The organism is Alteromonas genovensis (genome assembly GCF_010500895.1).
GTDB lineage: Bacteria > Pseudomonadota > Gammaproteobacteria > Enterobacterales > Alteromonadaceae > Alteromonas > Alteromonas genovensis.
The window spans coordinates 34,131-48,723 of record NZ_JAAAWO010000003.1; the positions used below are offsets into that span (position 1 = coordinate 34,131).

Genomic DNA, 14,593 nt, shown 5'->3' on the forward strand with positions numbered 1-14,593 from the left:
GGACTTTTACCCAGCTTTTATATAACAGCTCGGTATAGCGCAGCGACAAACGCACATCGGCATTAGCGTATAAAATTAAGCGCATAAAATTTAGATTAATAAGAGATAACACAAACATGCAGTTTTTAATGGATAACATAACGGTAATTTTATCGTTAATTGGCACCGGCGTTTTTGCCGGATTACTAGCAGGCTTGCTCGGCGTTGGGGGCGGCATCGTTATTGTGCCTGTACTCTTTTTCTTGTTTCAGGCACTTGGTGTATCCTCAGAAAGCGCCATGGTTATTGCTACCGCTACCTCGTTAGCTACCATAGTGCCAACCTCGCTGAGCTCAATTAAAGCCCACCATGGCAAGGGTAATGTAGACTTTGCCCTGCTTAAATCATGGGCGCTGTTTATACTTGTTGGTGTTCTTGTGGGAAGCTATGCCGTTACCGCAGTTAACCCCACCTTATTAACATTAATGTTTGGCGTTATCGCCACGTTATCGGCAATAAACATGCTAATTGGCAGAAAAGAAGCCTTATTCAACAGCCTACCTGGTAAGGGCGGGCAATCAGTCATGGCCACCTGCATCGGTTTATTTAGCTCTATGGTGGGTATTGGCGGTGGAACACTTACCGTACCAACCCTTACCTTTTGCAATTACCCCGCGCACAAAGCCGTAGGCACTGCCGCCGCTGTGGGGCTGATTATTTCACTGCCAGCGGCTATTACGCTGCTGTTTGTGGGCACAACACCACCTGATGCACCATTTGCAACCTACGGTTACGTTAACCTGCTTGGCTTTGCCTGCATTGTGCCACTTACCGTTCTTTTTGCGCCTATTGGTGCAAACATTGCCAGTAAGCTAGATGCTGGACTGCTCAAAAAAATATTTGCCGTCGTTCTTATCATTACAGGCCTGCGCATGCTTGCGCAGGTACTCATTTAGGAGTTTTCTTTTATGCAAGGTTTTACACCGCTTTCTCCTCCACCTCGTCTTCTTATGGGCCCAGGGCCCATTAACTGTTACCCGCGGGTGCTATCGGCAATGGCAACACAGCTAGTGGGCCAATACGACCCTGTAATGACGGGCTACATGAACGAAACTATGGCCTTGTATCGCGATGTGTTTAATACTAAAAATCAGCAAACGTTTTTGGTAGACGGCACCTCACGTGCAGGTATTGAAGCCGTGCTCGTGTCGGCTATTGAGCCCGGTGATAAAGTACTTATTCCTATTTTTGGCCGCTTTGGCCACCTATTGGCTGAGATTGCTGAACGTGCCGATGCCGAAGTACATACCATTGAAGTGCCGTGGGGAGAAGTCTTTACCCCTGAACAAATAGAAACGGCGATCAAATCAGTTAAACCAAAATTACTGGCCACTGTGCAAGGTGATACTTCCACCACCATGCTACAGCCTCTGGCTGACATTGGCGCAATTTGTGAAGCCCACGACGTGCTTTTTTACTGTGACGCCACTGCATCAATTGGCGGAAACCCGCTAGAGGTAGACGCTTGGAAACTCGATGCAGTATCAGTAGGTCTACAAAAGTGTTTAGGCGGCCCATCTGGCAGTGCGCCTATTACCCTTAGCGACAAGTTTGTCAAAACCGTTCGCACTCGTCATCACGTTGAAGCGGGCATTCGCGATGCCCACCACCAGGCGGCAACAGGCCCTAAAATTCGCTCTAACTACTTCGACTTGCCAATGATCATGGATTATTGGGGTGATGAGCGCCTCAATCACCATACCGAAGCCGCCAGCATGCTGTACTGCGCGAGAGAGTGCGCCCGAGTGCACTTAGAAGAAGGTCAGCAACAGGTTATTGCTCGTCATAAAGTGGCGGGTGACGCCATGCTTGCAGGCATTCAAGCAATGGGGCTGGCTCCTTTTGGTGACTTAAGGCACAAAATGTATAACGTGGTGGGTGTGTACATTCCAGATGATGTTGAAGGTGAAGAGGTTCGAGAAACCCTATTGCTGCGTTTTAACATTGAAATTGGCACCAGCTTTGGGCCATTAAAAGGGAAGATTTGGCGTATTGGCACAATGGGCTACAACGCCCGCGAAGACGCCGTGCTTCATACGTTGCAGTCACTAGAAACCGTACTTCGCATGCAGGGGCATCACTGCCCTGCTGGTGCGGGCGTTGAAGCCGCACTTAGCGTATATACCCAAGCAAAGAATGCAGTTAACAAGGCGGGTAGCGCGAATGAGTGAGTTCGCTGAACTAGCTACACAGGTAATGGCGCGATGTGAAATACTAGGCACGCTAAGTCAAAACCCCAACTGCCTAGATAGACGCTACCTCAGTGAGCAACACAGGCTTGCCAATCAACTCGCTTCTGGTTGGATGATTGAAGCGGGAATGACCACCTGGCAAGACGCCGTTGGCAATATTTGGGGCCACTATACGTCAACAGTGCCGAATGCCCCTCGCCTTATTTTAGGCAGCCATTTAGATACCGTACCAAACGGCGGAAAATACGACGGTATGCTAGGCGTGGTTGCCGCTATTTCAATGGTTGCCATGTTCGACGGTCTACAGCGTAAATTTCCTTTCCACATTGACATTGTGGGCTTTTGCGATGAGGAAGGTACACGCTTTGGCACAACGCTTTTAGGCAGTCGTGCCCTGACAGGAAATTGGCAAGAAAGCTGGCGTCATTTAAAAGATGAAAACGGCATGAGTTTAGCCGAAGCAATGGAGCAATTTGGACTTCATTTTGATGAAGTGTCCAGCGCCAGTATTTCACCTACTGATATATTAGGCTACTTAGAACTTCACATAGAGCAAGGCCCGGTTCTTGAACAAGAGAATCTGCCTGTAGGCGTGGTGAGTGCCATTGCCGGCGCAAAGCGTTTTACTATTACCATTGAAGGAGTGGCCGGTCACGCTGGAACCGTACCTATGTCTATGCGTTACGATGCCCTTGCTGCCAGCGCAGAAATGATTTTGGCGGTAGAGCGCACAAGCCATCAGCGACCAGGTGTTGTCGCAACCGTGGGCAAGATAGATAACATGCCAAACGGTGTAAACGTGATATCGGGAAGAACGCTCTTCTCACTAGATGTGAGAAGTGAGGATGACACGCTGCGAGATGAGGCATTAGCAGAAATAATGCAGCAATTTGGCGAGATTGGCGCGAAGCGAAATGTAAAGCTAAGTGTAGAGCAAACTCACGCTGCTCCTGCAGTGCAGTGCGACGAAGACCTAAAGCAAGCCTTAGTGCGTGGGGTTGAACTGAGCGACATAAAGCCAAGAATATTGGCATCCGGCGCGGGGCATGACGCTATGGCAATGGCTGATATATGCCCAGTAGCTATGCTATTCACCCGCTGTAAAGGCGGCATTAGCCATCACCCTGGTGAGTCAATAAAGGAAAGTGACGTAGAGGCAAGTTTATCGGTGTTATTCAAAAGCATCGAAAACCTTCAGCATGCCTAGCGCCCCCAGTGGCGCTTGTGCACTTCAGTGCTGCAATTCGTAGCCGTTATTAAGGGCTATTCTTAAGAGTCATTCATCAGGGTCGTTCTTGAGAACCGATCCTCAGGGCCGGGCTTCGGACTTCAGAGTTGCAGCGCTCACAGGCTTTAAAAGTAAAGATTAATAGTTCAAAAGATAAAGGGAAAGGGCTAATGAAAATAAGCAGAATTTATAACGATGACGAAGGGAAAAGCCACTTTGGTGAAGCCCATGTCGACCTTAAAGACGGCGGCCCCATTGGGCGACTTTCTGAAAAGTTTGGGGTTGATAAAATAATATTTCGAGAAACGCCTGCCGACTATGATTTTAAATGGCACCCTGCCCCCGCCAGACAGCTATTGTTTATCATTAAAGGTCGCGCTGAATTCACTGTTTCAAATGGGGAAAGCCGAGTATTAGGAGCGGGCGACGTATTGCTTCTTGAAGATACCGAAGGACAAGGACATTGCTCAAAAGCGTTATTCAATGAAGTACGGCATTCTATCTTTGTCACCCTAGACGATGACACTACGTTTTGAGATGTTCGAATTAGGGCGGATTGATCTTTACTGTTCATCTGTGCAGAAAAAGTCAACTGCCCTCATACAGACACTTTAAAATGACCTCAGGGTCATTTTTTTTTGCACTATTACCACTCAGTTGCACAGCTAAAGTGCACATTCCCCTCCCCGTTTTCACAGCTTTCCTCACATCTTATTTTTACATTTACTTTTCAGTTACTTAAATAGATATAAATTCGAGAATAACAATGACCAATTGGTCAGCTAATTGCTTTATTTACTTTTTATTCTACTTACTTTTTATTCTACTTACTTTTTATTCTACTTACTTTTTGTTGCTCACTTTTTATTGCTCACTTTTGTTGCTCGCTCTTGAGTAAGAAGCGCGAGTACGAAGCACGATTCATTTGGAAATATAATGCACAATAGCGATCTACTTTTTAATCTTCACGACAAGCCTAGTGCACTCACGTCACTTATCGCTGCCTTTCAACATATGTTAGCCAGCTTTGTAGGCGTAATTACACCTACGCTTATTATCGCTTCAACATTAGAGTTAGCAGAATACACTCCCTATCTCATTAGTATGGCTTTGTTTGTAAGTGGTATTGGTACGGCGGTTCAAACGAAACGAATTGGCCCTATTGGCAGCGGTCTCGTGGCTATTCAGGGAACTAGTTTTGCATTTATCAGCGCCCTGTTACTTGCTGGTAACCAAGTGAAAAATAATGGCGGCTCGCCTGAGGATATTCTTGCCCTATTGTTCGGGCTTACCATGGCTGGCGCGGTGGTTGAAATTGTATTTAGCTTATTTATTTCCCAGCTAAAACGCATTATTACGCCACTCACCACGGGGATTGTTATTACGGCAATTGGGTTGTCGTTAATCAACGTGGGTATGACGGATTTGGCAGGTGGGTTCAACGCTGAGGGGTTTGGTAATGTATCTAATTTAGGCGTTGGAGCCGCGGTTTTACTTGTTATTGTTTTTTGTAACGCCTCGTCTAATCACTGGCTTAGATTGTCAGCTATTTTTATCGGTATGTTTTTAGGAACGCTTTATATTGCATTTACTCATGGCATAAACCTTCAACATTTATCGGTTTTGCCGGTTATCGCCATTCCAAAACCCTTCGCATTTGGTATCGACTTCGACATTTCACTGTTTTTGCCTATCGCACTCATTTATCTCTTTAGTGCTATCGAAACCGCGGGCGATCTCACTGCCAATAGTCTTTTTTGTAAGCAACCCACAAGCGGGCCGCTTTATCTTGCTCGAATTAAGGGTGGGATTCTCGGTGACGGCATAAGCTCACTGCTAGCAGGTACATTTAACACGTTCCCAAATACTACATTTGGTCAAAATAATGGGGTTATTCAGCTAACCGGCATCGCTAGTAGAAAAGTAGGGTTTTATGTTGCTGGTCTATTTGTCGCTGTAGGTTTTTTTCCTGTTGTTGGCGGCATACTTCAAGCCATTCCAAAGCCTGTGTTAGGAGGAGCAACACTGGTTATGTTTGCCATGGTTGCGGTTGGCGGGCTTAAGCTACTAGCCAGTCACGCGTTAGATAGACGAAGCAGTTTGGTAACCGCTTGCTCACTTGGTATGGCTATTGGCGTGATGATGGTTCCCGAAGCGCTATCCCAATTGCCCGTGTGGCTTAAAAACGTACTGTCCTCTCCAGTCACCTCTGCGGGATTAACCGCAATAGCCTTAGATTTAACCCTGCCAAAAATGACTGATACAGATTCTTCTGTACTAATGCGTGGTGATCTTTCAAAGAGCGATGAAAATCAGCCAGTTGCACATGAAAATTAGCCACTTGCGCATGAAGATCGGCCCGCACTTATTGGTGCAATTTGCGGGCAAAACTCCCATTAATGGTGCACTCAATCTCAAGTAGAAAAAGCGTTACATAAATATAACATTATATTTATCGAGGATGACAAAAAACACTCTATTTATCAATATTTTAAATATTTTACACATTAAGACTAAGTGGACAGGAAGTTGGCACTTATTCTGCTCCTCTATCTTCAGCAATCAAGAACTGCGTTAAAAAGCTCTACAAAAGAGCTCAATAAAATAAAAAAAGAGGAAGCCATGAAACACACTACGTTCGCTCTATCTCCACTATCTCGGGCTCTCATTGTTGGGATTGGTGCTATGGCATCAGTATCTACCAGCGCGATTGCGCAAGAGGAAACGCCTAAAGAAGCCGATGTTGAAAAAATTGAAGTTACAGGCTCGCTGGGCAGCTTACCAGGGCAAGACGTTGAATCGGTTTTTGGATTCGGAAAGTCTATCTTGGAGACCCCTCGCTCTGCTTCAACCATTTCACAAGAGCAAATGGAACGATTTAACGTCACGGATATAGACGAACTGGTTGCCTTTGCACCGGGTACATTTACACAATCTTTCTTTGGTGTGGCAGGCTCTTTGGATGTTCGAGGAACACCAGGTGAAAACTATTTTAGAGGGGTTAAGCGTCTTGATAACCCAGGCAACTACCCTACCCCTATTGGTGCATCTAGCCGAATAGATATTGTACGTGGCCCCGCTTCTCCTATTTACGGCCCATCCAAAATTGGGGGTTACCTTAACTTTAACCCTAAATCTGCTCGTGCGTCATCGGGCCAATACTTAGATTCTCCTACAGGTAGACTTTCTTACACTGCAGGTTCGTGGGACAAAAGTATTCTTACCGCTGAAGTGGGCGGTCCTGCTGAAGTGGGTGGTAAAGAGATGGGTTACTACCTTTACGGCGAAGTAGAAAATTCAGATAGCTACTACGACAATACCCAAACCGACCAAACCATTTTACAAGCCTCTTTTAATATCGACATTACTGATAACCTACGCTTTGAATTTGGCGGAATGTATCACGATTATGATGGCAACCAGGTGGCTGGTTGGAATCGCCTCACTCAAGAGTTAGTTGACGATGGAACCTACATTACCGGTACAGCCCTACCATTGGATACTGATGGCGACGGACAAATAAGCCATGAAGAATACGGCGCTGTAAACATTGGTGGGAATAGCTTTTTCTACGTGCCTGCTGCTGCATTTACTGACGACGAAGCAACCGACTTGATGAAGCTTCAAAATGTGGGTACAACAACATTAAGCGGTAACCAAGTACTCGTTGCTCCTGACGATCAACTCGGTAACGAAGCTATTACCCTTTATTTTGACACCATTTTTTACGCCGATGAGTGGGAAATTCGCAACCAGCTTTTCTATGATTATTACGATAACATCAATGAAAACGCCTATGGATTTTCTCAGTTTCACGAAAGTTGGGTAGTAGAAGACAAGCTAATTTTTGCTACTGAATACGAGAAAGACAGTTTACTCGCGCAGTTCCAGTTCTCCCCTTCTATTCGCTACACCGACTTTGAGCACGGTGATGACTTTACTTTTGAGTACTTTAATCGTCGCGACCTTACTATGGCTTCATCTCCATTAGACCGCCGCTTATTGTCAACTCGCTCAGGTAAAAATTACGATAACTACGATGTCGGTAATTACCTAGATTTAGGCATCGCAGCCATGACCGATTTAACCTGGGATTGGGGGCTGAACCTCGTTTTAGGTTTACGTTACGACACGATAGACATTGAAAGTACTTCTCGCAGCGACTTATTACTTTTTGCTACGGGTGATGAGACGCCGGTTTATGCAGAAGAAACCGTAGACGGTTGGTCTTGGAATGCTAGTATTTCCTACGAGTTTGATTTTGGTCTTATTCCTTACTTCACCGCTGCCGAACAGGCAACGCTTGTTGCTGGTCAAGGTGCAGAGATTGGCGTTGGTCAGTTAAACCAACCTGGCTCTAGCGGCGCTTTTGATACCTCAGAACTTATTGAGTATGGTGTTAAAGGATCGCTTTTAGACGACACCCTTTACTTTGCCCTATCTGCCTTTGAGCAAGAGCGTACAGACTTCAACACGCAAAATGTTGTCACCAATAACACGACTAATAACGAAGGTATTGAGTTTGAACTTCGCTGGGTGGTTAACGAAAACCTTGTGGTTTCAGCAGGCTACACTAACATTGAAGTTATAAACCTAACTGCACTTGAGAATGGCAATCAGTTTGGATTCTTGGGCGCTGAAGATTTGGTCAACCTTACCGATCCGTCTCTCGTGTTTGGCGGAAACGTTATCGGCCTTAATCTTATTGGTGAAGGATTTGCTAACTCAGACGGCCGCAAGGCAGGTATACCTGAAAATATTTACACCCTGACAGCGACATACGACTTTCAAAATGGATATGCAGCCAATGTAAGTGTTGTTGATGTAGAAGAGGTTGCCTCTGGCTTTTCTGCTGCCGTTACACTTCCTGCTTACACCTTAGTGAATGCTGGTCTGTCTTATGAAGCTGAAGATTGGACGGTTAATGTGACGGTTAAGAACTTAACCGATGAACGTTATTTCCGTGCTAACTTCCCAGACTTGTTTGGTAGTCAAATTGTATTGCCAGAATTACCACGTCACTGGAACGCAACGTTTGCCTACAAGTTTTAATCCTGTTATTTAAGCGATAAGCAAAGGTGATACCAGTTCGCGTAGATAATTGCCCACTCAGAAGGCGCTGGCCAGTTTAAAATGCCCGTACTCTTTGTTGTGTCACCTTGATGTAGAACCACTGCACCTGCGGTAACACGCCGCGATTCCGAACATTTTAAGTCTCGCTGAGTGGGTAACTATCTACGCGGACTGGTATAAACCCAGTTCGCTGGGTTTACCTTTTTTATTGGAGACACTTATGTATTTACGCGTTTCATCCCTACTACGACCCACTTTGTCGTTGAGCGTTTCAATTGCTAACACAGTCTTGAACGGCGCGAGGGTCTTGAACGGCGCAAGAGTCTTGAACGGCGCGAGGGCCATGAACGGCGCGCGAGTCTTCAACGCTGGGACAGTCTTGAACGCTGGGACAGTCTTTAACGCTCTGAGAGTGTTAAACACTGTGAGAGTCTTGACCGTTGTAAGCATATTGAGCGCAATGAGCTTTATATCATTGGCACAGAACTCCAACCCCCAAGCTAATACTGTATCATTGACATCATCGAGTTCTACATCAGCACCGGCCCATGAACAAACGAAGTTAAAAGTAAAAGTGGTCGTTGTGAGTATGTTTGAAATTGGAGAAGATACTGGGGATGCACCGGGAGAGTTTCAGCTTTGGCGTGAACGGGAGTCGTTAGACACAGTTTACCCTATGCCCCATGCTCATCATGATGTGTTTGCAAATGAGCAAAAAGGCATCATTGGTCTTGTAACAGGAATGGGTATTGCCAGAGCGTCAGCTGCCATTATGGCGTTAGGGCTAGACCAGCGTTTTGACTTATCACAAGCGTATTGGATAGTGGCGGGCATTGCCGGTATCGACCCATTAGATAGCACCATTGGCAGTGCCGTTTGGACTGACTATGTGGTAGACGGCGACCTTGCTCATCATATTGATGCGCGAGAAATTCCGGATAGCTGGAACACGGGTTACTTTCCTCTATTCACCCACGCACCATACGCAAATGCCGAAAATGTTAATGTTGAAGACAGCCCAAATGGAGAGGTTTATCAGCTCAACGAAAGCTTAGCAAAGTGGGCATATTCTCTTACTAAAAATTCCGAGCTACCGAATACCCCTGCTATGGATGCATTGCGCTCTAAATACCAAGGGTTTCCCAACGCGCTGCAACAACCTGTTGTTACCTATGGCTCTCACCTATCAGCCTCTACGTTTTGGCATGGCGACAAGCTAAATACTTGGGCCAATGACTGGGTTTCTTACTGGACTCGTTCAAAGGGCAATTTTATGACGTCGGGCATGGAAGACTCGGCAACGCTACAGAGTATGAGCTATTTGCACAATGCAGGTCTGGTAGACAAAAACCGCTTAGTGATATTGCGTACGGCTAGCAACTTTACTATGCAACCACCGGGGCTTACCGCAGCAGAAAATTTAGAAAAAGAAAGCTCAGGCGATGGGTATGCGGCAATGAGAAGTGCCATTGAATCAGCCTATTTAGTGGGAAGCCAATTCAGCGACTATATTCTTGCCCATTGGGATGAAGTGAAGACTGCACCGCCATCTCTTGAAAAGTAATGTGCTGTAGCCTGCGGTAGTAGTCCTAGTTGAGGAAAGCAAAAGCAGCAGCTCGGCCACTTTTCGCTTTACACCGCCCTGTCAATCGATTAAAAATAAACCATCAAGGAAAGACAATAATAATCGTTGAGACACAAAATGAACAAATTGCCCTATAGCGGCCTTATCTACTGGCTTGCCATGCTCAGCTGTTTTCTTTTTATTTTCGGTGGTTTCACTGTGGTGTTGGCACTTGCTGCCTTAATACTATCGATAAAGTCTCAACGAACTTATGCGCAAGCCCCTGATGAATACAACAACATTGGTAAAGTTAACAAAGCAAAAATCATCGCCATTATTGGTTTAGTACTCAATGTGATCATTCTTGGCGTTACCATTTGGACACTGTCAACTATCGGCTGGGATGCATGGTCAGATGAATTTGTTCGCAAGTGGAATGAAGGGTTAGAAAACGGTCGCGACTATTAGCTTAAAGGCTGCAGTCTCTAAGCTAATAAATGCTTACACAACGATTTAGGCAAAAGTCAATTTGCTAATTAGCGTTTGTTTCACATGAGATAACACGTCGTTTTTGGCAACTGGCTTGCTCAAGAAGCCAGTCATACCAGCCTCAAAGCACGCTTTTCTATCACCAGGTGCTGTATGCGCAGTTACCGCTACTATACGACCAACTTCAGACAGTAGCTTTTCAGAAAGGATCCCGTTAGTTGCGCCATAGCCATCAAGCACCGGCATGGCTAAATCCATCAATATGAGGTCGTACTGCTTGTCTCTAGCCTTCTCAAGCGCAATTTGCCCATTTTCAGCCATATCTACAACAAAATGAAAGTCTTCAAACATAGATGACAGCACAAGCCTGTTGATATCGTTGTCGTCAACAATGAGCACGTTAATCGTAGTGCGCAACAAATCTGAAGAGAACACGACTTCTGACTCAATAACATCTTGGGTGTTTTGCACAACTTGAACAGGCATAACAATATCGAAACACGTACCCCGATGTTCAACTGAGCTAACGCTAAGTTCGCCTTCCATTTTAGTTACCAATTGCTTAGCTGTGGATAATGCCAAACCATTGTCATTACGCGATTCTGAAGATTCCTGGGGGGCACTCATTAGGGGTTTAAAGAGTTCCCGCATTGCAGGTTCGCTCATTGCCGGCCCTGAACCTTCAATAGAGGCATGAAAAACCGCGTTATCTTTTTTGTGCAATAAGGCTACGTGTATAGTGAGGCCATTAAGCTCTGAGCGCTTAATGATAAATGAGGCAACATTTTTAACCACTTGTGCCATTCGCGCCGCATCACCCTGAATGTAGGTTTCTGACCCAAATTCTAAAGACGTATTAAAACTTATGCCCCGCTCTTCGCAGCGCATTTCAAGTATACCTACCACGTCATCAAGAAGCGCTTTAATACAAAACGGAGTAGTCTCCAGCGTGAAATCCTGATTGATGATGGCAGTATAATCCACCACATCATTAATTAGATTACCTAATCGGTCTGCACTGCGAAGGGCAAAGTCTGCTTTTTTCTCGCGTCGACCACCATGCTGCTCGTGCTTCAGTGCTTCTAGCATACCGACTATGCCGTTTAATGGCGTTTTTAGCTCGTGGCTGACTCTGGCAAGCAGTGCGCCTTTCTCAGCTGCAACGGCCTCTGCTTCTTTGCGCTTTTGGTCCAATGCAAGTCGCAGTTCCACGGCTTTATTCACGTTCTGGCAAGTTCCAAATAATCGCAGGCACTCGCCATTTTGCATTTCGGCCATACCGTGGGTTTCAATCCATACGGTATTTCCTTTTGCAGTAACCAGCCTCAAGGTAGAGCTCCAAGGTTCGCCAGTTTCTACGGTATGAGCCACAATACGAGAAATTTCGTCCCGGTCGAAACCTTCCCTATAAAACTCGATGGCAGAATCTAATGTGGGGGTAAAGTCACTGTCAACTTCGTGGATCTTTCTCGTTTGTGACGACCAACTGAGTGTATTCGTCGCAAACTCAACTTCCCACGTGCCTATATTGGCAACGCTTTGAAGTTTTTCATATAGGGTGTTTTGTTTATTATCTGCTTTTTCGATATCAAACTTAGACAGTTCTGTGCTTAACCATTCATCGAGAAGCAAGAGCTTATCAGCGTCATCCTTGCGTTTGGGATCAACGTTTATTGCCACAACAAAAATGCATTTATCATCTAATATGTGTGCTTTACCGCGAATGAACGTATTTGCGTCGAAGTAGGTTTTTACCCACTGCTTAAACACGATAGTGGCCTCTATACTGGACGAGGGGAAATTACTGTCTACTGGAAAACGGCTGTTTGGTGAAAAACCACCTGCAAAAGAGGGAATAACTGAAAACGAGGGTGCGTGAGCTGATGAGGCTTTTGCGACAACCTCTACCGTGTCTTTATCTAAACACACAATTGCGCACTGAAAGACATTCATTGTTTTCGCTGCAATTTTAACAATTCGCTGGAACGTTTCTTTTAACTGCTCTCCTAATAACGCATTTAGATTAGACTGCTCGTCGTAAAAAATCATTTAAGTAAACCTTTAAACCACTCGTTAAACACCCGCAACGCAGTAATCTGCACAATGACATTTTCCTTTGTCAGGTGACCAAATAATATTTCATACAGAAGCCTAGGTTACTAGCAAACACCCACCGTTAATATTAAACAATAGGATAGATATAAAGCTTTTAGAAGGCGTGATTTTATACCGCTAATTACGTTAATTTGCAGGCGGAAACATTACAGTGAGGGTGAAAAACCCTTCGCTTGATTCCGCCCCGTATCTTTAGCTTCAAATAGCGCCATATCGGCTTCCTTAATCAAGGAAGTTGCGCTTGAATCAATAAATTCACGGGCGGGTTTTGTGGCATACCCGGCGCTGATAGTCACTATGCCATCAAGGCCATATTCATGAGTAATTTTAGCTTTGCTTACAGCCTTCACGATTTGCTCGGCAACAAAGCCAGCACCGGTTTCATCGACATAGGGCAATATCACCAAGAACTCTTCACCGCCAAAACGTATAACCGCATCTTTCGGTCGTTTAACCGTGTTTTCAATGATAGAAGCAACACGTTGCAAGCAAATATCACCATCAAGGTGACCGTAGTTATCGTTAAACAGCTTAAAACGGTCGATATCAATAACGATAATGCCAATACTGTCCTTATCTCTTGCCACTTGTTTTATCGTTTTCGGAATCTCTTTTGCTAAGTACGAACGATTATACAGCCCAGTAAGCTGGTCGTGATAAACCATACTTTCCAAATATTCAGTACGAGTTTTGTTCTCTAGATGAGTTTTAATGCGGTGAGTCAACGTTGACGCATTTACGGGCTTCATTACAAAATCGGAAGCGCCTACTTCCCAGCAGGCATTTTCAACTTGCACGTCCATGGTCGCGGTAACAAAAATAATTGGAACAGAAGCGGTCTCAGGAAAAACTCTGAGCGCTTGGCATACTTCCAAGCCATTTTTATCCGGCATGTTCATATCAAGTAGCACTAGATCCGGCACGTCTTGTCGGCATTTTTGTATTGCCTCACGACCACTACTTGCGGTTTGGCACACCACGAAGCTCTCCAGAATAGATTCTAGCAATATACGGCTTGCAATCTCATCATCGACGATTAAGACCTTACACTCTGAAAAGGATTTTATTTTTGCTAACATTATGTATTTGAACAGCAGTATGTTGGAATAATAGATAAAATAAAATGCGTCACAAAAAGCCCTGTTCTGAAATTGATAAAATAAAGACATTCAACTCATATTATACATAAGTCTAACAATAATGCTCGGCTAACGCAGTAGAGCTCACCCACATTAACTCTTCTCTCATCGTACTGCGACGTTACGTTATTGAAAATAATATAAAACTGTGAAGGGTATAAAAGGAAATAACAAAAAATTACAACAACAAATACGTGACGTATTTAACTTGACGTAACAGGCAAGCAAAAGCCTTTTGTTGTATCTAAATGATAGATACTCTTAAAATTTATTCTTATTTCTATTTGCTAACTAGGGCGTGCTGATCTTTACTGCAACTCTTCAAATCTTCTGCAATTTCTTCTTTTTTTTGCTATCGTCATCTCATCAAAGTACTACTAGACACATGAAAGGTTTTGCAATGACCGCAGATACTCAAGCAAATTTATGGAACGCAGAAGAGGCCTTAGCCAGATTAGGAGGAAATGAAACTCTCCTAAATCGTATTGTTGGTATGTATTTAGACCAAGTGAATCTGAAACAACAGCAGCTTGTTGCCGCCATCAACGCAATGAATTTGGATGAGATTCGTTTGCAAAGCCACTCCCTAAAAGGTTTATCCGGTGATGTGGGCGCGGATGCCGTGCGAGAGAAAGCATCCAACATCGAGCTATTCGCCAAGGAAAATGCTATGGATAAAGTGGCTAGCGAAGCTGAAAACCTGGACGCGGTAATAAAAGCAACCATTGCGAAAATGGAAAAGGGCCTGTAATAC

11 protein-coding genes are annotated in these 14,593 nt (G+C 44.8%); 9 read left to right on the top strand and 2 right to left on the bottom strand.

What is annotated here, in order from left to right; translation table 11 throughout:
* Positions 1-116 precede the first annotated feature (116 nt).
* From GTQ48_RS05230 to GTQ48_RS05265, 8 genes are all read left to right on the top strand, one after another.
* Complete coding sequence (locus tag GTQ48_RS05230) at positions 117-935, top strand: sulfite exporter TauE/SafE family protein (protein WP_163105492.1); 819 nt, start codon at positions 117-119, stop codon at positions 933-935.
* Between the two features lie 12 nt (positions 936-947).
* The gene (locus GTQ48_RS05235; protein WP_163105493.1) at positions 948-2,210 is read left to right on the top strand and encodes a pyridoxal-phosphate-dependent aminotransferase family protein; all 1,263 of its coding nucleotides are present in this window, start codon (positions 948-950) and stop codon (positions 2,208-2,210) included.
* On the top strand, positions 2,203-3,438 hold the full coding sequence (locus tag GTQ48_RS05240; RefSeq protein ID WP_163105494.1) for an allantoate amidohydrolase: 1,236 nt from the start codon (positions 2,203-2,205) through the stop codon (positions 3,436-3,438). The genes GTQ48_RS05235 and GTQ48_RS05240 overlap by 8 nt, the downstream gene beginning before the upstream one ends.
* 191 nt (positions 3,439-3,629) lie before the next feature.
* On the top strand, positions 3,630-3,995 hold the full coding sequence (locus tag GTQ48_RS05245; protein ID WP_163105495.1) for an AraC family ligand binding domain-containing protein: 366 nt from the start codon (positions 3,630-3,632) through the stop codon (positions 3,993-3,995).
* Between the two features lie 400 nt (positions 3,996-4,395).
* Positions 4,396-5,796 carry a uracil-xanthine permease family protein gene (locus tag GTQ48_RS05250; protein ID WP_163105496.1) on the top strand — a complete coding sequence of 467 codons (1,401 nt, stop codon included), beginning with the start codon at positions 4,396-4,398 and terminating at the stop codon, positions 5,794-5,796.
* A 285-nt stretch (positions 5,797-6,081) separates the two neighbouring features.
* The gene (locus GTQ48_RS05255) at positions 6,082-8,511 is read left to right on the top strand and encodes a TonB-dependent siderophore receptor (protein ID WP_163105497.1); all 2,430 of its coding nucleotides are present in this window, start codon (positions 6,082-6,084) and stop codon (positions 8,509-8,511) included.
* Positions 8,512-8,992: 481 nt separating this feature from the next.
* Positions 8,993-10,096: a purine nucleoside permease gene (locus tag GTQ48_RS05260; protein ID WP_163105498.1), complete on the top strand. Its 1,104-nt coding sequence runs from the start codon at positions 8,993-8,995 to the stop codon at positions 10,094-10,096.
* A gap of 138 nt (positions 10,097-10,234) precedes the next feature.
* Positions 10,235-10,564 carry a CCC motif membrane protein gene (locus GTQ48_RS05265; protein ID WP_163105499.1) on the top strand — a complete coding sequence of 110 codons (330 nt, stop codon included), beginning with the start codon at positions 10,235-10,237 and terminating at the stop codon, positions 10,562-10,564.
* Between the two features lie 45 nt (positions 10,565-10,609).
* Here GTQ48_RS05265 and GTQ48_RS05270 read toward each other — a convergent pair whose 3' ends face one another.
* Together GTQ48_RS05270 and GTQ48_RS05275 are read right to left on the bottom strand one after the other, a co-directional pair.
* On the bottom strand, positions 10,610-12,634 hold the full coding sequence (locus GTQ48_RS05270; RefSeq protein ID WP_163105500.1) for a response regulator: 2,025 nt from the start codon (positions 12,632-12,634) through the stop codon (positions 10,610-10,612).
* A gap of 212 nt (positions 12,635-12,846) precedes the next feature.
* The gene (locus GTQ48_RS05275; RefSeq protein WP_163105501.1) at positions 12,847-13,779 is read right to left on the bottom strand and encodes a GGDEF domain-containing response regulator; all 933 of its coding nucleotides are present in this window, start codon (positions 13,777-13,779) and stop codon (positions 12,847-12,849) included.
* Positions 13,780-14,239: 460 nt separating this feature from the next.
* Between GTQ48_RS05275 and GTQ48_RS05280 the strand changes: the two genes are divergently transcribed.
* A complete protein-coding gene (locus GTQ48_RS05280) occupies positions 14,240-14,590 on the top strand; it encodes an Hpt domain-containing protein (protein WP_239060009.1) in 351 nt (116 codons plus the stop codon).
* Positions 14,591-14,593: the final 3 nt, after the last annotated feature.